Origin of the sequence: Gordonia mangrovi, assembly GCF_024734075.1 — a bacterium.
Lineage (GTDB): Bacteria > Actinomycetota > Actinomycetes > Mycobacteriales > Mycobacteriaceae > Gordonia > Gordonia mangrovi.
In genome coordinates this window covers 782427-802347 of the sequence record NZ_CP102850.1, presented here as the reverse complement: position 1 = coordinate 802347, position 19921 = coordinate 782427, and the positions used below count along the sequence as shown (strand labels likewise).

General features: G+C 67.4%; 14 protein-coding genes. 11 read left to right on the top strand and 3 right to left on the bottom strand.

Going from position 1 to position 19921, the window contains the following annotated elements; all coding sequences use genetic code 11:
* Window positions 1-242: 242 nt before the first annotated feature.
* From NWF22_RS03765 to fadD1, 3 genes are read right to left on the bottom strand one after another with little or no spacing between them, the layout of a single operon-like run.
* Window positions 243-1238: an NAD-dependent epimerase/dehydratase family protein gene (locus NWF22_RS03765; protein WP_160900565.1), complete on the bottom strand. Its 996-nt coding sequence runs from the start codon at window positions 1236-1238 to the stop codon at window positions 243-245.
* Window positions 1235-2305 (bottom strand): phosphotransferase, encoded by a 1071-nt coding sequence (locus NWF22_RS03760; RefSeq protein ID WP_160900566.1) that lies wholly within the window; start codon window positions 2303-2305, stop codon window positions 1235-1237. The genes NWF22_RS03765 and NWF22_RS03760 overlap by 4 nt, the downstream gene beginning before the upstream one ends.
* A 5-nt stretch (window positions 2306-2310) precedes the next feature.
* Entirely contained in the window at window positions 2311-3906 is a 1596-nt protein-coding gene (gene fadD1, locus NWF22_RS03755) for a fatty-acid--CoA ligase FadD1 (protein WP_160900567.1), read from the bottom strand.
* A gap of 128 nt (window positions 3907-4034) precedes the next feature.
* Here fadD1 and NWF22_RS03750 point away from each other — a divergent pair, with 128 nt between their 5' ends.
* The 11 genes from NWF22_RS03750 (at window position 4035) to NWF22_RS03700 (ending at window position 19864) form a co-directional block, all read left to right on the top strand.
* Window positions 4035-4967 (top strand): hotdog domain-containing protein, encoded by a 933-nt coding sequence (locus tag NWF22_RS03750; RefSeq protein ID WP_160900568.1) that lies wholly within the window; start codon window positions 4035-4037, stop codon window positions 4965-4967.
* 131 nt (window positions 4968-5098) lie between these two features.
* Window positions 5099-5899, top strand: a complete 801-nt coding sequence (locus NWF22_RS03745) for a TIGR03084 family metal-binding protein (RefSeq protein ID WP_160900569.1) — start codon at window positions 5099-5101, stop codon at window positions 5897-5899.
* Window positions 5900-5904: 5 nt separating this feature from the next.
* On the top strand, window positions 5905-7647 hold the full coding sequence (locus NWF22_RS03740) for an acyclic terpene utilization AtuA family protein (RefSeq protein WP_160900570.1): 1743 nt from the start codon (window positions 5905-5907) through the stop codon (window positions 7645-7647).
* On the top strand, window positions 7644-8804 hold the full coding sequence (locus tag NWF22_RS03735; RefSeq protein ID WP_160900571.1) for an acyl-CoA dehydrogenase family protein: 1161 nt from the start codon (window positions 7644-7646) through the stop codon (window positions 8802-8804). The genes NWF22_RS03740 and NWF22_RS03735 overlap by 4 nt, the downstream gene beginning before the upstream one ends.
* Window positions 8801-10399 carry an acyl-CoA carboxylase subunit beta gene (locus NWF22_RS03730; protein ID WP_160900572.1) on the top strand — a complete coding sequence of 533 codons (1599 nt, stop codon included), beginning with the start codon at window positions 8801-8803 and terminating at the stop codon, window positions 10397-10399. Before NWF22_RS03735 ends, NWF22_RS03730 begins: the two co-directional genes overlap by 4 nt.
* Window positions 10400-10406: 7 nt before the next feature.
* Entirely contained in the window at window positions 10407-12440 is a 2034-nt protein-coding gene (locus NWF22_RS03725; protein ID WP_160900573.1) for an acetyl/propionyl/methylcrotonyl-CoA carboxylase subunit alpha, read from the top strand.
* The gene (locus NWF22_RS03720; RefSeq protein WP_160900574.1) at window positions 12437-13624 is read left to right on the top strand and encodes an acyl-CoA dehydrogenase family protein; all 1188 of its coding nucleotides are present in this window, start codon (window positions 12437-12439) and stop codon (window positions 13622-13624) included. The genes NWF22_RS03725 and NWF22_RS03720 overlap by 4 nt, the downstream gene beginning before the upstream one ends.
* 51 nt (window positions 13625-13675) lie before the next feature.
* The gene (locus NWF22_RS03715; protein ID WP_160900575.1) at window positions 13676-14485 is read left to right on the top strand and encodes an enoyl-CoA hydratase family protein; all 810 of its coding nucleotides are present in this window, start codon (window positions 13676-13678) and stop codon (window positions 14483-14485) included.
* On the top strand, window positions 14482-15114 hold the full coding sequence (locus NWF22_RS03710) for a TetR/AcrR family transcriptional regulator (protein WP_160900576.1): 633 nt from the start codon (window positions 14482-14484) through the stop codon (window positions 15112-15114). The genes NWF22_RS03715 and NWF22_RS03710 overlap by 4 nt, the downstream gene beginning before the upstream one ends.
* Window positions 15115-15911: 797 nt before the next feature.
* Window positions 15912-17885, top strand: coding sequence for an HNH endonuclease signature motif containing protein (locus tag NWF22_RS03705; RefSeq protein WP_160900577.1), 1974 nt, complete (start codon window positions 15912-15914; stop codon window positions 17883-17885).
* A gap of 113 nt (window positions 17886-17998) precedes the next feature.
* Window positions 17999-19864: a pyruvate kinase gene (locus NWF22_RS03700; protein ID WP_160901383.1), complete on the top strand. Its 1866-nt coding sequence runs from the start codon at window positions 17999-18001 to the stop codon at window positions 19862-19864.
* Window positions 19865-19921 lie beyond the last annotated feature (57 nt).

The following is a 19921-nucleotide window of genomic DNA, read 5'->3' as shown; positions in this document are numbered from 1 at the left end:
GTCGGATGGGGCGGGTGGACAACTACTTTCGAATGTGTGGGACCAGGATATCGGGGGACTCCGACAATTCTGTCGCGGTGGGATTCGGGAGCTGGCTCGTGTGTGAAATGAGGTGTCGGGGGGCTGATCTCGATACGCTCGCTCCTTCGTCGCTCGCTACTCGATCAGCAGGTAGGTGGGGGCGTTCGGTTCTTCGTTGCTTGCTGCTCGATCGGCGGTGGGGTACGTGGCTCGCTGGGCGATCAGCGGGAAGCCCGCTGCGCCACACGGTCGATCCAGAACCGGGCGCCGGCCGTGATCGAGTCGGTCACCGGACGTGGGTGCCAACCGAGTTCGCGTTCGGCCTTGCTGTGGTCGGCCGGGGACATGAAGTTCATCAGACGAACCGAGGTCACAGTGAGTTGGACCGGTGAGCGGGTGAGGGCGGCTCTCACGGAGCCGACGGCCCCGATGAGATAGAGAACCGGTCGATGCAGCACGAGTCGTGGTGGCGTACGATTGCCCGCCGATGCCGCGATCGAGATGATCTCGCCGAGATCCATCACACGTTCGGAGACGATGTAGCGCTCGCCCGCACGGCCTTTCGTCGCCGCCAGCACGAGGGCGTCGGCGGCGTCCTCGATGCCGACGGACTCTGCGTGACAGTTGCGAACGGTGAACGGCAGCTTGCCCAACGCGGCGGCGGCGACGAACTGTCCGTGCGGGGTCGGCTGGAAGTCGCGCGCTCCGTATGTGTTCGCCACACACATGGCCACCACCGGAACACCGCGGTCACGTGCGTAGCTCAACGCCAGCTCTTCGCCGGCAACCCGACTCTTCACGTAGTCAGAAGCGTGCCGATGCCAGTTGAAGGCATCGGACTCGGTCACGGGCCGTCCGGTGACGCGGCCGATCGTGGCGATCGTGCTGGTGTAGACGTACTTCCGCAGGCCGGCGTTCGCCGCGACGTCCAGCACCGATCGCAGCGCTTCCACATTTGTCCGGTAGAGCGGTGCGGGGTCGGTCAACCAGGCTCGCGTGTCCACCGCGCAGTAGAACACCACGTCGCAGTCTGCCATCGCCGCAGCGACCTGATCGGTGTCGAACAGGTCGCCGGTGAACCGTTCGATGTCGAGATCGTCGATCGACCGGGTGTCGCTCGATTCCCGGACGAGGACGCGGACGTGCTCGCCATCGGCGACGAGGCGACGAACGACATGGGAGCCGAGAAAGCCGCCGGCGCCGATGACCAGCTTCACCCGAGGGCACCCGGCACGAGGTCGTCGATCGCCGCGGCGCTGCGGTCCAGCATCGTTCTGAACATCCGGTCGCCACGTTCGGTCGGCATGGCCGCGCCACAACCGAACACGATGATCATCGGCGCCTGGATGAGGGAGTCGACATAGGACTCCCAGCAGTCCTCGATCGACCAGTCGGTGACGCCCTGGTCGATCAGTGCGGCGTGATAGGCCGCCACGATCTCCCGCTCATGCGCCCGACGATCCGCCGTGGTCAGACTCGTGGACAAGAGAAAGGCGATGTCGCGCAGCGGGTTACCGACGGTGATCGTCTGCCAGTCGACGATGGTGACCGCGCCGTCGGCGCCGAACAGGACGTTGTCGATCCGCAGGTCACCGTGGATCAGCGCGAATCGGCGGGGTGGTCGCTCGATCCATGGCCCGGCCTCGGCGACCAGCCAGTCGACGGCGTCGGCGGCACGCCCCGTCAGCGCGAACCGATTGCGGAAGGTATCCGCCATGGGCTCGAGGATCGAATCCATCAGGACACGGTCATCGTGGGTGGGCAGCGCCAGCCCGGGCAGTTCGAAGAGGGTGTTGTCGCACCAGCGCGGCGCGTGGATGCCGGCGGCGGCCACCGCGATCGCACGCGCCTGCTCGGGGGCGCATCCGGCGATCTGATCGCCCTGTTCCGCCGGCGCGATGTCCTCGAGCAGCAGGATGAACTCGGTGTCGTCGGCGGAGATCTCGGCAGCATGGCATCGCGGGATGGGTGCGGTCAGTGTTGGTGCCAGCCGCCGGTAGAACAGCACCTCGTTGCGGAACACCCCGGCCGCGAACTGTCGCTGGGAGAGCTCTCCGATGGCGAGCTTGGCCACCAATGTGGCAGGCGGAGGGTTCGGCCCGGTGTGTTCCGCATACTCCGGGGTGAGCCGATACGAGCCGGCCATCTGCCCGGAGCCTACCCGTTCGTAGCGCACCGACCGCACGTCGGTATTCAGCAGTCGGCCGAGCACCTCGGGTGTCACATCCGCCGGGTCGGTGGGCAGGCCGGATCTGCCGGTCCCGTCGGCGGTGGGTGCGCTCATGGTGGTCAGACCGCAGCGGTGTCCGCCGACAGCCGATACTCGGTGGACCGGGCGTCGCGGGTCAACAGCGTGCCGCGGGAGCCCGCCACCGGGCCCTCCTTCTTCAACTCCCGCTTGAGTATCTTGTTGGTGGCGGTGGTCGGCAGGTCGTCCTCGATGCGCACGAACCGCGGCCACGCCTTGGGTGACAGATCTGCCTGAGCAGCAAGCTGTTCGGCAAGTCTCTCGGGTGTCAGGGTGGCGTCGTCCTGCAAGACGACCGCTGCCATCACCGCGTCACCGACGTGCTCGTCGGGCACCGCGTAGACGGCGACCCGATTGATCTCCGGCAGCCGCAACAGGATTCGTTCGATCGGTCCGGCGGCGAGGTTCTCGCCGTCTACCCGCATCCAGTCCCCGGTGCGTCCGGCCAGGTAGATCCAGTCGTCGGCGTCCTTGTAGGCGAGATCGCCCGACCAGTACATCCCGTGACGCATCCGTTCGCTGGTGGACGCCTCGTCGTTGTAGTACCCCATGAACATTCCGGCGCCCTCGACATTCACCAACTCACCGATGGCCTCATCGGCGTTCGACAAGGCGCCGTTGTCGTCGAACTCGGCGCGCGGGCATTCGGTCACCGTGCCCGAGTTGTACACGGCCACATTGGGGAAGCCCTTGCCGATCGAACCCTCCGGCGTGCCGGGCTCGCGGGTGATGATGATGGCGAGTTCGGTGGAGCCGAAGCCGTCCCATACGGTGCAGCCAAAGCGGCGGGAGAACTCGGTGATGTCGCGGTCGGTCGCCTCGTTGCCGAAGGCCACCCGCAGCGGGTTGTCGGCGTCGTCGGGCTTCTCCTCGGTGGCGAGGATGTAGGCGAGTGGCTTGCCCACGTAGTTCATGTATGTCGCGTTGTAGCGTCGGATGTCGTCGAGGAAGGTCGACGCCGAGAACGTCGCCGGCGCGATCGCGGCGCCCCCGCACAGTGCCACGCAATAGCCGCCCATCAGTGCCGCCGAGTGGAACAGTGGCATGGACAGGTAGCAGACGTCGCCGGGGCCGATCTGGTACTTGTCGGCGAGCACCGGCCCGGCGAACGGGATCATCATGTGCGCGAACCGAACCGGCTTGGGGTTGCCGCTGGTCCCGGAGGTGAAGATCAGCATGAAGGTGTCCGCCGCCGTGGGTACGGCCAGCGGAACCAGGTCGCCGGCCTCGCCGAGCAGGTCGGCCCACTCGGTCGCGGAGGTGTCGAGCACGCGGACGCCGGGCAGGTCGAGGCCGTCGAGCAGTCCTCGGTGCTCGGCGTCGGTGATGAGGATCTGGCAATCGGCACGCAGAATGTCGGCGGCCAGGCCGTCGCCGCGGCGGGTGTTGTTGACACCGACGGTGACGTAGCCGCCCAGCGCGCCGGCAGCCAGTGCGATGAGCATGTCGGGGGTGTTGCCCAACAACGTGCCCACGTGCGGGGGACGCGAACGATCGGCGATCCCGAGCACTGCGGCGCTCGCCTGCTCGGCCGCCGCGACGTACTCACGCCACGACCATCGACGGCCGTTGTAGGTGATCGCCAAGTTGTCGTCATCGGTCCGCTCGCGAAGGAGTTGGGTCACGGTCTCAGCCACGAGACTCACTGTAGAACGTGTTCTCATTCGGCGTGGACAGATTCTGAAGAATGTCTACTCGGACATTGTTGCAGCCCATTCGTGCAGCGTGACGACGGCCACTGGGGGATGGATGCTTGGATCGAAGTATGGTTTTTGAGCCGAATGCGACCGACCCGCCGGCACCGACCGATCCGATGACGGCCTTCGGTATCGGCAATATCGAGGTCCTCGACAAGGGGCGGGTGGTCGCTGATCAGCAATTGGGTCCGGTGTTCGCCGATCACCGCGGACGGATCGACCTGCCCGCTCTCGCGGTCCTGTTCGACCACCTCGGCGGCCTGCCGTTCTTCCGTTCGGGTCCGGACGGATCGCCCTGTGTGCAGGCCCGGCTCTCGATGTCGATGCAGGGCCACGTCGGCGTCGACGACCGCCTCACCGGCACCGCCGAGCTGATGATGCACGACGATCGGTTCGGGTCCACCCGTGTGGACGTGGTCACCTCCACCGGGCATCTGTGCTGCACCGGCACCGCCCGCAACGTGGCGGTCGCGCGCACCTTCGACACCCACCCAGGGGACCCGCGTGGGGCCGGGCCCACCCCGACCGGCCGGCGTACCCACGGCGCCGACCTCCCGCCGGCCATCGATCCGACGCTGCCGGGGCGGGAGATCGTTCGACAGATCTCGAGTGGGGTGCGCGCGGCCGGGCCGATCACCGACCTGCTCAACGGCCGGGTGGAGCTGATCGCACAGGAACGCGCCGCCGGCGTCCGCTTCACCGTCTCCACCCGCCCCTGGATGGGCAACATCTTCGGCACCATGCACGGCGGGATGATCGCGGCGATCGTGGCGCAGGCCTGCTCGTTCGCGGGTCAGGCGAATGCGGCCGCCGGGGTCGACTATCAGCTCGGCGATCTGGCCATCGGTTTCCTGCGGTCGCCGGCGGTACAGGGGACCGAGGTCACGGTGGAGGTGAGCGCGGTGAAGGCGGGCCGGCGGATCGCCACCTTCGAGGCGGTCATGCGCGGACACGACGGGCTGTTGTTGAGCACGGCGACCGCCGACGTCATCTACCGCTGACGACCCGGCGACCGCCGCTGCGGGTTGCCGTCGACGTCATTCCGGTTGCCGTCGGCGGTATCGGGGTTGCCGTCGGCGCAAAACAATCATGCGTGCTTGATTTTTCTGACCCGTCGTGTGACGCTGGTCTCATGTCGTTGGTGGAGACGCTCGTCGCCGATCTGAGCGATGAATCCCGAGAGCTCGATGACCTGGTCGCAGACCTGGACGACGCCGGCTGGGCACGACCGACGCCCGCGCCGGGGTGGACGATCGCCCATCAGATCGCGCACCTGTCGTGGACCGACGAGGTGGCGTCGATCGCGGCGACCGACCCGGACGGATTCGCCGCGGTGCTCGAATCGGGTGCGCACAATCCGGCGGGCTTCGTCGATGAGGTGGCCGAGCAGCGATCCGCAACGCCACCCGCTCAGCTTCTCGAAGACTGGCGGACGGCGCGGAAGTCGCTCGCCGACGCCCTGCGCAGCGTCCCCGCCGGCACCAAGATCCCGTGGTTCGGGCCGCCGATGTCGGCGAGTTCGATGGCCACGGCCCGGCTGATGGAGACCTGGGCGCACGGACTCGACATCGCCGACGCCCTCGGCGTCACGCGCACGGCGACCGACCGGATCAAGGGCGTCGTCCACATCGGCGTACGCACCCGCGACTTCGCCTACGCGGTCAACGGTCTCACCCCGCCGAACGCCCCCTTCCGCTATGAGATCACCGCTCCGTCGGGCGAGCTGTGGACCTGGGGACCCGAGGACGCCACCGACATCGTGCGCGGACCCGCTGTCGACTTCTGCCAGCTGGTCACCCAGCGGCGGGCGCTCGACGACCTCGACCTGACCATCGAGGGCGACGATACCCGGCAGTGGGCGCACATCGCGCAGGCCTTCGCCGGCCCGCCCGGCGAAGGCCGGACGCCCGACAACACCACACCCCAAGGCTGACGGCCATGGCCGACACCGCGACCCGCAGCATTCGCATCGGTAACGCCTCGGGGTTCTACGGCGACCGTTTCAGCGCCGTGCGCGAGATGCTCGACGGCGGTCACCTCGACTACCTCACCGGCGACTACCTCGCCGAACTGACCATGCTCATCCTCGGTCGCGACCGGATGAAGGACCCGAAAGCCGGGTACGCCAAGACCTTCTTGCGTCAGATGGAGGACTGCCTCGGCCTCGCCGTCGACAAGGGCGTGCGGATCGTGGTCAATGCCGGCGGACTCAACCCGCACGGACTGACCGTCGCATTGCGCGAGCTCGCCGACAGTGTGGGCATCGACGCCGGGATCGCCTTCGTCGACGGCGACGATCTCACCCATCGCGCCACCGAACTCGGCCTGGGCACACCGCTGACCGCCAACGCCTACCTCGGCGCCTTCGGCATCAAGACCGCTCTGGACGCCGGTGCCGACGTGGTGGTGACCGGCCGGGTGACCGACGCATCGTTGACCGTGGGCCCGGCGGCGAGTGAATTCGGTTGGGAGTCGCACGACCTGGATGCGCTGGCGGGCGCGGTGGTGGCCGGCCACGTCATCGAATGTGGGGCGCAGGCCACCGGCGGCAATTACTCGTTCTTCACCGAACTCCCGCGGATGGGCCATCTCGGATTCCCCATCGCCGAGGTCGCCGCCGACGGATCGTCGGTGATCACCAAACATCCCGACACCGGCGGTGCGGTCACCGTCGGGACGGTCACCGCACAACTGCTCTACGAGGTCGGCGGCCCGCGTTACCTGGGGCCCGACGTGACCACCCGACTCGACACCATCACCCTGGCCCGGGCCGGCGACGACCGGGTGTCGATCAGCGGTGTCCGCGGCGAGGCGCCACCGACCACCACCAAGGTGTCGCTCAACCACCTGGCCGGCGTGCGCAACGAGATCACCCTGATCCTCACCGGTCTCGACATCGAGGCCAAGGCCGACCTGTTCATCGAGCAGTTCACCGCCGCCCTCCCGACCCGGCCGGCCGAGATCGATTGGGAAATCTCCCGTCTCGACCGCGCCGACGCCACCACCGAGGAACAGGCCAGCGCACTGCTGCGGTGCGTGGTCCGCGATCCCGACGCGAAGAAGGTCGGCCGGGCATTCTCGGCGACCGCCGTCGAACTGGCGCTGGCGAGCTATCCCGGCTTCACCATGACCGGGCCGCCGGGCAACGGCTCACCGTACGGGGTGTTCGAACCCGGCTATGTCGACGCCGCTCGCGTGGAACACCGCGTGGCGCTGCCCAACGGCGTGGTCGAGCGCATCGACCCGAGCCCGTTGCGCACCGAGGTGCCCGTCGACGCCGACGACGACTCGCCCACCGTCGGCGCACCCGACTGGGGCCCGACGTCATCGTTGCCGCTGGGCACGGTCGCCGGCGCGCGCAGTGGCGACAAGGGGGGCAGCGCCAACATCGGTGTGTGGGTGCCGAATCCGGAACACTTCGCCTGGCTCGATCACACCCTTGACGTCGACCTGCTCAAGGAGTTGCTACCGGAGGTTGCCGACCTCACGGTGCACCGCTACCGGCTGCCGAACCTCAATGCGATCAACTTCGTGATCGAGGAGGTCCTCGGTCGCGGCGTGGCCGAGAACGTGCGCTTCGATCCGCAGGCCAAGGGCATGGGCGAATGGCTCCGGTCGCGCCCGGTGCCGATCCCGATGGCATTCACCACCGCGACCACCGACAGCGAGGAGAACCGGTGACCATCACCAGTCCGGTCTGGGACAGTCCGGAGAGGACCGAATTGCGTTCGACGGTCCGCGGGTTCGTCGAACGACATGTCCTGCCCCGGCAGGACGACTGGGAACGCGAGGGTCTGCTGCCGCGCGAACTGCATCGCGAGGCCGCCAAACTCGGCCTGTTCGGACTCGGCATCCCCGAGGAGACCGGCGGCTCGGGTGGCGACCTGATCGACGCGTCCGTGCTGGGGGAGGAGTTCCACTACGCCGGTGCGGCAGCAGGGGTGTTCGCTTCGCTGTTCACCCACGGCATCGCGCTGCCGCATCTGATCGCCGCCGGTGACCCCGACCAGATCGACCGCTGGGTGCGGCCGACGCTGGCCGGGGAGAAGATCGGCAGCCTCGCCATCACCGAACCCGACGGCGGCAGCGACGTGGCTCATCTGCACACCGCCGCAGTCCGCGACGGTGACCATTTCGTGGTGAACGGGGCCAAGACCTACATCACCTCGGCGGTGCGCGCCGACTTCGTGACCACCGCGGTCCGCACCGGTGGTGCGGGCGCGGCGGGCGTGTCGCTACTGGTGATCGAGAAGGACACTCCCGGCTTCACCGTCACCCGCCGACTGGACAAGATGGGCTGGCGAAGCTCGGACACCGCCGAGCTGTCGTTCGTCGACGCGCGCGTTCCGGTGGGCAATCTGGTGGGTCCGGAGAATTCCGGATTCGCCCAGATCGCCGCCGGATTCGTCGCCGAGCGCGCCGGCCTGGCCGTGCAGGCCTACGCCAGCGCACAGCGGTGTCTGGACCTCACCCTCGCCTGGGTCCGAGACCGCGAGACCTTCGGCAAGCCGTTGATCGACCGGCAGTCGGTGCAGGACACCGTCACCGAGATGGCCCGCCGGATCGACATCGCCCGCACGTACACCCGGGCCGTCGTGGAACGGAAGGTGAGTTCGGGCGACGACCTCATCGCCGAGGTGTGCTTCGCCAAGAACACCGCGGTGGAGACCGGCGAGTGGGTGGCGAACAAGGCGGTTCAGCTCTTCGGTGGGCTGGGCTACATGACCGGCACCGAGGTCGAGCGGCAGTACCGCGACATGCGCATCCTCGGCATCGGCGGCGGAACCACCGAGATTCTCACCGGGCTGGCGGCAAAACGATTGGGGTATCAGCAATGACCACATTCCGGTCCACCCTCGACCCGGCCGGCGAGGACTTCCGCGTCGCCGAGCGGTCGATGACCGAGAAGCTGACCGAGTTGCAGGCAGAGTTCGACAAGGCACTGGCCGGCGGCGGCGAGAAGTACGTCGAGCGCCACCGCAAGCGCGGCAAGATGATCCCGCGTGAGCGCATCGAGCTGCTGATCGACGAGGACTCTGCGTTCCTGGAGTTGTGTCCGTTGGCCGGTTACGGCTCCGACTTCCAGGTCGGCGCGTCGGTCGTCACCGGCATCGGTGTCGTCGAAGGCGTCGAATGCATGATCGTCGCCAACGACCCGACCGTGCGTGGCGGCACCTCCAACCCGTGGACGCTGCGCAAGATCCTGCGGTGCAACGACATCGCGCTGGCCAACCGGCTGCCGGTGATCTCGCTGGTGGAATCCGGTGGCGCCGACCTACCCACGCAGAAGGAGGTGTTCATTCCGGGCGGGCGGATGTTCCGCGACCTCACCCGACTCTCGGCCGCCGGCATCCCGACAATCGCGTTGGTGTTCGGCAACTCCACCGCCGGCGGTGCCTACGTTCCGGGGATGAGCGACCACGTGGTGATGATCGAGAACGCCTCCAAGGTGTTCCTCGGTGGGCCGCCGCTGGTCAAGATGGCCACCGGTGAGGACAGCGACGACGAATCCCTCGGCGGCGCCCAGATGCACGCCCGTCAGTCCGGCCTGGCCGACCACTATGCCGCCGATGAACAGGACGCCATCCGGATCGGCCGGCGCATCGTGTCGCGGCTGAACTGGCGCAAACACGGTCCTGGGTCGGTGGCCGAGGTCGTCGAACCACGCTACGACCCGGAGGAACTGCTCGGCATCGTGCCGGGAGATCTGAAGATCCCGTTCAATCCACGCGACGTGATCGCCCGGGTCGTCGACGACAGCGACTTCGACGAGTTCAAACCCGAATACGGCAGTTCGCTGTGCACCGGGTGGGCCCGCATCCACGGCTATCCGATCGGCATCCTGGCCAACGCCCAGGGTGTCCTGTTCAGCCAGGAGGCGCAGAAGGCCACCCAGTTCATCCAACTGGCCAACCGTAGTGACACGCCACTGTTGTTCCTGCACAACACGACCGGCTACATGGTCGGCAAGGAGTACGAGCAGAACGGCATCATCAAACATGGCGCGATGATGATCAATGCGGTGTCCAACTCGACGGTGCCGCATATCTCGGTGTTGGTGGGCGCCAGCTACGGCGCCGGGCACTACGGAATGTGCGGGCGTGCCTATGATCCACGCTTCCTGTTCGCCTGGCCCAGCGCCAAATCCGCGGTGATGGGGGCAGCGCAGCTGGCGGGTGTCATCTCGATCGTGTCGCGGGCGGCGACCGAGGCGCGTGGCGGGACGGTCGACGAGGACGCCGACGCCGGTATGCGGCAGATGATCGAAGCGCAGATCGAGGCGGAATCGGTGCCGGCGTTCCTGTCCGGCATGCTCTACGACGACGGCGTGATCGATCCCCGCGACACCCGCACCGTGCTCGGGCTGTGCCTGTCGGCGATTCACAACGCCCCGGTGGAGGGCACGTCCAACTTCGGCGTCTTCCGGATGTGAGGCACCCATGACAGATTCCACACCACAGATCACGTCCGTCCTCGTCGCCAACCGTGGCGAGATCGCCTGCCGCGTGTTTACCACGGCACAGGCGATGGGCCTGCGCACCGTCGCGGTGTTCTCCGACCCCGACGAACACGCCCCGCACACCCGGATGGCCGACGCCGCGGTACGGCTGCCCGGGTCCACCTCCGCCGACACCTACCTGCGCGGCGATCTCATCATCGCGGCAGCCCGTGCGGCCGGTGCCGACGCCATTCATCCCGGGTACGGGTTCTGTTCGGAGAATGCCGAATTCGCGCAATCGGTGATCGACGCCGGCCTGGCCTGGATCGGACCGCCGCCGTCGGCCATCTCGGCGATGGGTTCCAAGGTCAACGCCAAGAAGTTGATGGCCGACGCCGGGGTTCCCGTGCTCGGTGACCTCGACCCGGCGGCCGTCGGCGCAGACGACCTGCCCCTGCTGATCAAGGCATCGGCCGGTGGCGGCGGCCGCGGCATGCGCATCGTGCGGACGCTCGACGAACTGGGCGATGCCGTGGCGGCCGCAGCACGGGAAGCGGAGTCGGCGTTCGGCGACCCGACCGTGTTCTGCGAACCGTACGTCGAGCGTGGGCACCACATCGAGGTCCAGGTGATGGCCGATACCCACGGCGCCGTGTGGGCCGTGGGTGAACGCGAATGTTCGATTCAGCGGCGCCATCAGAAAGTGGTCGAGGAAGCACCGGCACCGTTGGTGGAGCGTATCGGCGGCGACCTGCGGCAACGGTTGTTCGAGGCCGCGCGGTCGGCGGTGTCGGCCATCGGCTACACCGGGGCGGGCACGGTCGAGTTCCTGGCCGACGAGTCGGGGCGCTTCTTCTTCCTGGAGACCAACACCCGGCTGCAGGTAGAGCATCCGGTCACCGAGTTGACCACCGGCACCGACCTGGTGGAGTGGCAGTTACGGGTCGCGATGGGGGAGCCCCTGGACGACGCGGAGCCCGCCGCGAACGGACACGCCATCGAGGTGCGCCTCTACGCCGAGGATCCCGCGGCCGACTGGCAGCCGCAGTCGGGCACCGTCCACGCCATCCGGATCGACGCCGACACCGAGTTCGGGCTGTTGTCGCGGCCCGGCATCCGCGTCGACTCGGGCATCGTCGACGGCAGTGAGATCTCCACGTTTTACGATCCGATGCTCGCGAAAGTGATCAGTTGGGCGCCGAATCGTCGACGTGCGGCGGCAATGCTGGCTCGCGCCTTGGCCGACGCGACAATCCACGGGCCGGTCACCAACCGGGACATGCTCGTCAACACGCTGCGCACCGAGCAGTTCCTGGCCGGTGAGACCGACACCGGGTTCATCGACCAGATCGGACTTGACGTGTTGTCGGCGTCGACGGCCACCGACCGCGACATTCACCTCGCGGCGGGGGTCGCCGCGCTCGCCGATGCGGCCGCCGCGCGGCGGGATGCTCCGGTGCAGCGTGGCGTGCCCTCGGGTTGGCGCAATCTCGCGGCGGGATATCGGGTGCGACGGTTCGCCGAGGTTCGGGGCGAGACCGAGATCGAGGTCCGCTACCGGCATGGACGCGCGAGCGTGGATCTGCCCGATCTCCCTGGCACCACGGTGGTGTCGTCCACCCCCGATCAGGTGACGGTGGACGTCGACGGCGTCCGCCACGTGTGGGCGGTGTCGCGGTACGGCGACCTGATCGTGGTCGACCGGCCCGGGGTGTCGGTGGCGATGCGGCGCATCCCGCGCTTCGTCGATCCGTCCGCGATCGCACGGCCGGGGTCGCTGCTGGCACCGATGCCGGGCGCGGTCATCCGCGTCGCCGTCGCGGAGGGCGATCGGGTGAGCTCCGGTCAGCCGCTGCTGTGGCTCGAGGCGATGAAGATGGAACACACCATCTCCGCGCCCACTGACGGCGTCGTTGCCACGCTTTCCGTGCAGCCCGGACAACAGCTGTCGGTGGGCGACGTCCTCGCGGTGATCACCGACGACGAGAACAACCACACAGACCAAGCAGCAGAACAGAAGGAGAAGGTCGGATGACCGACACGCTCAACGAGGCGGCCCCCAACCCGTACGTCGAGACCCCGGAACGCGCCGCGCTGCGTGCGTCGGTGGCGGCATTCGCTGCGAAGTACGGTCAGGAGTACTTCCGGGAATGTGCCCGCGAAGGCCGGAAGACCGACGAGATGTGGCTGGAAGCAGGAAAACTCGGCTTCATCGGAGTGAACCTGCCCGAGGAGTACGGCGGCGGCGGCGCCGGCATGTACGAACTGTCGATCGTGATGGAAGAGATCGCGGCGGCCGGTGCCGGACTGTTGATGCTGGTGGTGTCGCCGGCCATCTGCGGCAACATCATCGCGCGTTTCGGCACCGACGAGCAGAAGGATCGGTGGATTCCCGGCCTGGCCGACGGCACCATCACGATGGCGTTCGGCATCACCGAACCCGACGCCGGATCGAACTCCCACCAGATCACCACCACGGCCCGCCGCGACGGTGACGAGTGGCTGCTGACCGGACGCAAGGTGTACATCTCCGGGGTCGACCAGGCCGAGGCGGTGCTGATCGTGGCGCGCACCGAGGACGCAAAGACCGGCAACCTCAAGCCCGCGCTGTTCATCGTGCCGACCGATGCACCGAACTTCGAATACAAGATGATCGAGATGGAGCTGCAGAACCCGGAGAAGCAGTTCCAGCTCTTCCTCGACGATGTGCGGCTGCCGGCCGACGCGCTGGTGGGCTCCGAGGACGCGGCGTTGAGCCAGCTGTTCGCGGGTTTGAATCCGGAACGCATCATGGCCGCGGCATCAGCGGTAGGCATGGGTCGGTTCGCGCTGAACAAGGCGGTCGCCTACGTCAACGACCGCACGGTGTGGAAGACGCCGATCGGCGCCCACCAGGCGATCGCGCATCCCCTCGCGGAGGGCAAGGTGCAGATCGAGATGGCCAAGCTGATGATGCAGAAGGCCGCGACGCTCTACGACGCGGGAGACGACTGGGGTGCTGCCGAACCGGCCAACATGGCGAAATTTGCTGCCGCGGAAGCGTGTGTGAAGATCGTCGACCATGCCGTTCACTCGATGGGCGGCAACGGACTGACCACCGAGTACGGCCTCGCGCCGTTGTTGAGTCTCGCCCGGATCGCCCGGATCGCGCCGGTGAGCCGCGAGATGATCCTGAACTTCGTCGCGCAGACCAGTCTCGGGCTGCCGAAATCGTACTGACCGTGACCGATGGGCGAGAACGAGACCGCGTGAGCCGAAGGCGAGGATGACATGACCGACGAGACCACAGAGGTCGTCCACACGAGCATCGTCGACGGTATTGCGACGCTCGAGCTCGACTCACCCGCGAACCGGAACGCACTCGGTGCAGCGCTTGTCGGCCAGCTGTCGAGTGCGTTGCAGTCGGCTGCCGACGATCCTTCGGCGCGGGCTGTGGTTCTCACTCATACCGGTGGGACATTCTGTGCAGGTGCCGATCTCGGCGCGGCACTCAAGTCCGGAATGTCGGTGGAGGACGCGTCGGCACACGGGACGCGGTCGATGATTGATCTGATGCGCACGATCCTGACGATGCCCAAGCCGGTGGTCGCGCGCATCGACGGAAACGTGCGTGCCGGGGGATTCGGGCTGATCGGTGCCGCCGACATGGTGCTGGCGGGTCCATCGTGCACGTTCGCGCTGACGGAGGCGCGGCTCGGGTTGGCGCCGTCGGTGATCTCGCTGGTGCTGCTGCCGAAGCTGACAGCGCGTGCTGCCGGGCGGTTCTTCCTGACCGGTGAGACCTTCGGGCCCGAGGAGTCGGTCCGTATCGGGCTGGTGACCGAAGCCTTCGCCACCGTCGACGACCTCGGGTCCGGCCTGGACGCCGTGCTGGCCGGCCTCCGACGATCCTCCCCGCAGGGGCTCGCGGCGTCGAAAGCGCTGACGACCGCAGAGGTGCTGGCGCGGTTTGAGACCGAAGCCGATGCGCGGGCGGCGGAGTCGGCGGAACTCTTCGGGTCCGAGGAAGCCCGGGCGGGAATGACTGCGTTCCTGTCCAAGCAACGTCCGCCGTGGGATCTCACCGCGGATCAGCGATGACGACGAGTGGTACCCGTGCGTCGGTGCCGCGCGAACCCCGCCAGGAGCGGTCGCGGCTGACTCGTGAGCGGCTGGTGCAGGCGACGATGGACGCTCTCGCGCATGACGGGTGGGCGGCGGCCACGGTGGCTGCGGTCGCCGAGCGTGCCGGGGTGTCGCGTGGTGCGGCTCAACATCATTTCCCCACCCGCGAAGCGCTGATCACTGCGGTGCTGGAGCAGGTGTTCGAAGAGATGACCTCAACCGCGTCGGGTGTTCTCGCGTCCCTACCCGACGACAAGGATGCCCGCGTGGCCGCCGCGGTCGACCGTGCGGTTGCCATCTATACGGGAACCGAATTCAAAGCGGCGCTGCAGGTGTGGGCCGCCGCAGCTTCTGACCCGGCGTTGCGGGAGCTCATCCTGCCGATGGAGGCAAAGTTCGCGCGCGCCGCTCACCGGATGACCGTGGCGGCCATCGATCCCGACGACCGCTACCCTGATTCACATCGAATCGCGCAGGTCACCCTCGACCTCGCCCGCGGTCTCGGCCTGGCCGACACCTTGTCCGACGATTCTCGCCGGCGCGAACAGGTGGTCGCGACATGGACCGAGATGGTGACAGCTGCGATTCAGGTGCGGTCCCGCTGAGGGCTTGAAGCGTCCCCGGTCCCTGTGGTCCCCAACCACTCTCACCATCGAAAGTTGTCGTAGTCGACCGATATCCTGAACCCAACAGCTCAACGACCAATTAATCCACACCCCACTCGCAGCGCACCAAAGTTGTCAGACCCGACCGATAGTCTGACGGCAGTTCGATTCCCCACCAACCAATCCCGCGACGACACCCCCTGGTGGTCGAGTAGACCGTGACGACACCTTCTGGTGGTCGAGTAGACCCGAGGTCAGCCTTCTGGTGGTCGAGTAGGCCGAGGCGCTAGCCGAGGTCGTATCGAGACCGTCACCACCCGAGACGAACTGGCCACGAGCATTGTCCTGCAGGCAATGTCACCCCGAACGGAATTGTCACACCCCACCGATATCCTGAACCCCACATCGATCGAACAACTCATCCACACCCCACCCGCAGCCCACCGAAACTGTCGGACCCACCCGATACTCTGACAGCAGTTCGATTCCCCACCAACCGAGCCCGCGACGACACCCTCTGGTGGTCGAGTAGGCCGAGGCGCTAGCCGAGGGCGTATCGAGACCGTCACCAGCCGAGACAGAGCCGCCGCAAGCATTGTCCCGCAGGCTATGTCACCCCGAACGGAATTGTCACACCCCACCGATATCCTGAACCCACCACCGATCCACAACTCATCCACACCCCACCTGCAGCCCACCAAAGTTGTCGGAGCCACCCGATACTCTGGTAGCAGTTCGATTCCCCACCAACCAAACCCGATCCCGATCTCGCTGTCGTCGCCGGAAAGGAGCGTGTCGTGTTCACCTTCACCGACCGTGCCGCCGACGACGCCCTGCTGGCCACCAGCAGCCTCGACGAGTTGGCCCAGTACGGCCGCGACGCCCTCCGGCTGAGCAATCAAGCCCAGGCCGTGGCCATGCAGATCGCCCGTCAGATCGGTCAGTCCACCTATAACGAGCGCATCACCGGATACAACGACTACGTCCCGAACCGAATCCGCAACGCCGCCGACAAAGCCGCCATAGGCGAAATCTCGCTGCAACTGGGCATCGCCCGAACCAAAGCCGGGGAATGGGTCCACCTCGATGAACTCCTCGACGACCACCCCAAGATCCGTGATGCCTTCCGCGCCGGCGACCTGAGCCCCCACCGCCTGGGCGTGGCCATCCGCGGCGCCGCCACCGGCCCCACCGGCGACCTCCGAGCACGACTGGCCGAACTCACCGACAACACCGACACCGCCGACACCACCGACACCGACGACACCGACGAGGACCTCACCCTCGACTTCGACACCGAGAATGCCGACACCGACGATGCCGGTGATGCCGGTGATGGTGCGGCCGAGACCGATCCTGCCGGCGATGAGCCGTGGGATTTCGATGATGTGGTGCTCGATCTGGCCAGCCGCCCGACCACCGACACCGCGCTGCAGGCCGATCTCGACGCGATCATCATCACCCTGGACCCCGACCGGGCCGTCGAGGCCCACGACGACATCGCCGACCTGTTCGGCGATGTGAAGATCGGTAGCGAAGCGTTCGGGCACATGACCGTCGACGCCTGCATTCCCGCCGAACACGGTGTGCACCTACGCGACCGGATCAGCGCGCTCATCGGCCGGCGGGTGTGCCGCCGCGACGGCCGCAGCATCAAAGCCCAACGTGTGGCCGCGTTCGCGGAGATCATCAAGGCCCCCGGGGCGACACTGCGCTGCCACTGCGGCGACGACACCTGCCCGGCCAAACAGACCCGCACCAGCAACCCGACGTCGGCGACGGAGGCCACACCGAGTTCGGTCGATGGCGGTGACCGCAAGCTGTCGGTCACTGGTAGTGAGCGCGAGTCCTCGGTCGACACCAACCCGGTTGACGACACCAACGCACGCGTCGACACCGCCGACGAACCCGCAGTGGGTGGGCCTGACGCGGCTGAAGAACAGCCGATCACCCTCGCCGACCTCGACGATGACCGTGACATCGACGGGGACGTCGACAATGACGGTGAGAGTGAACAGTCCGGCACCGGAAGCGATGGCGCCGACAGCGATGACGTCCAGCCCTCCCCGGAACCCCGACGAGACTTCATCACCGCACCTCGCGCCGACGCCGAGGTGGCCGATCATGATCCGGCCGACGACTCCGAAGCAAACAGTGCGGACGACGCGGACGCCGAAGACACCACGGACACAGACTCCGACATCGACTCCGAATCCGACACCGACTCCGGCCTCGTCGTCCCCGGCCTGACCCTGCTGCGCGACCCCACCGGCCTCGACCCCACCCGCCTGATGGGCTACGGCGCGATCGACCCTGCCCACGCCGCACGTCTGGCACCCCACGCCACCACCATCACCGCCCCACCGAGTGAAACCCGCACCGCCAGCGGCCTGATCATCTTCGGCAACCAGACACCGGCACCACCCATCGACCCGACCGGGCACGGCGGCTACGCCACCCCACCACCCGGGGCACTGACCTACGCACCCTCAGCAGCACTGCGTGCCGAGATCATCCAACTCGACCGACGCTGCCGCTACCCCTACTGCGGGCGCCCGTCCGAAGAGTGCGAACTCGACCACCTGCACAAATTCCTCCACGCCGACCCGCTGGCCGGCTGCTGGACCGTGGCCTTCAACCTCGCACCCCTATGCCGACCCGACCACGACCGCAAACACGACGGCCCGTGGCTCCCCACCATGCACACCGACCGCACCATCACCTGGCGCAACGCCCGCACCGGGCAGGTCATCGTCACCTATCCGCGCTGACTCCTGCTGCGCCACCGCGACCGGATCGTGTGACGTGCCGACCCGTCGATCCGGGCCTACACTCGCCCTGACGGATCAGTCAGGCAGCGCTGCAACGGAGGGGTGCGGTGGTGATGGAGGCCGGAGGGCCGGCAACCGAGGGACCCGACCTCGGAGGAGTCGATGAGGATCGCCGGGAACGACTGACCGCACTGCGCGCGCAACTTGTCGACCTGCGCGACGACGCTCGGAAGGCGGAGTCGGTGACCGCGGACCGGATCGCCGCAGTCCATCCGGCGCACCGCGCAGGTGCGGCCAACCTGGTGCACTACCGGGCGATGCGCGCGCACGATCTGCGCGACCTACAGAACCAATTGACCGCCGAAGGCCTGTCGTCGTTGGGGCGCATGGAATCCGGGGTGCTGACCAACCTGAACGCCGTCATCCGGATCATCGACGAGGTCCTGGGCGGCCACGGGCCGGGCGTCGAACCGCTCGGCGTCGATTCTGAAGCCGGCCCAGAGATCCTCGAGCGGAACGCGTTCGCGTTGCTGGGTCCACAACCGCACGCACGGTCCGCGCGGGTGATGGTGACGATGCCCGGCATCGCAGCTGCCGATCCTGGATTCGTCGAGCGGTGCTCCGAGGCCGGGATGGACCTGGCCCGGATCAACTGCGCCCACGACAACGCCGCCGCCTGGCGCACCATGGCGACCCACGTCCGCGCCGCCGACCCGGAGATCCGAATCGCCATGGACCTCGGCGGACCAAAGGTGCGGACCGGACCCATCAAGGACGGGCCGAAGGTCGTGCGGATACGTCCAAAGCGTGACCAACTGGGCCGAGTCACCACACCTGCGCGGTTCTGGCTCGGGCGGGCACCCGACGGAGCCGACATGCAGACCACGATCCCGATCGATGACCCCGCCTGGCCGCCATCATCTGTGACCACCGGCGCCCACATCACCCTGACCGACGCGCGTGGACGCGCACGCACCCTCGTCGTCGAAGAGACCGCACCGCACGGCGCGCTCGTGAGCTGCGACCGCACCCTCTACCTCACACCCGGCACGCTGCTGCACCCCGATGCCGGCGATGCCGGCGATGCCGTGGTCGGCGACCTTCCCGCGCTCGCGCAGGCCCTGCTGCTACGTCCGGGTGACACTGTCACGCTGACCGCCGATCTGAGTCCCGCCACACCCACCGACGATGGCAATCACCATATTGGATGCACACTGGCCGAGGCGTTCTCGGCCGTCGCCGTCGGCGATCGGGTGTTCTTCGACGATGGGAAGATCGCCGGAGCGGTCACCGACGTGAGTGCCGAGGAAATCGCCGTTCTGGTCACCCGCGCGAAGCCCGAGGGCACCAAGCTGAAGGCGGAAAAGGGTATCAATCTGCCAGATACCCGACTGCCGACCAGCGCACTCACGGCCGACGATGTCGCAGCGCTCGACACCGTGGTCGAGATCGCCGACGTGGTGAACCTGTCCTTCGTGCAGGGACCACAGGACGTGGCCGAACTGCAACGAATACTGGCCGAACGCCACAGCCCCGATCTCGGTATCGTGCTCAAGGTCGAGACCGTGGCCGGTTTCGAAGCGCTTCCGCAATCGTTGCTGCAGGCCATGCGCACCCGCCGCGTCGGCGTCATGATCGCTCGTGGTGACCTCGCCGTCGAGACCGGATTCGAACGCCTCGCCGAGGTACAGGAGGAGATCCTGTGGCTGTGCGAAGCCGCCCACGTCCCGGTGATCTGGGCGACCCAGGTCCTCGACTCGCTCGCCGACCGGGGACTACCCACCCGCGCCGAGGTCACCGACGCCGCGGCCGGCGAACGAGCCGAATGCGTGATGCTCAACAAAGGGCCGCACATCGTGGAGGCGATCGAGGCCCTCACCGAGATCCTGTCCCGGATGCGCGGCCACGTCGACAAGAAGCGCACACTGCTGCGCCGCCTGGGTGCATGGGATGAGGACCGCCGCCCACTCATCGGATGACATGGTCCGGCCCGGACGCGCACGGGTCATCGCGTCCGGGCCGGGGTCTGTGCGGCG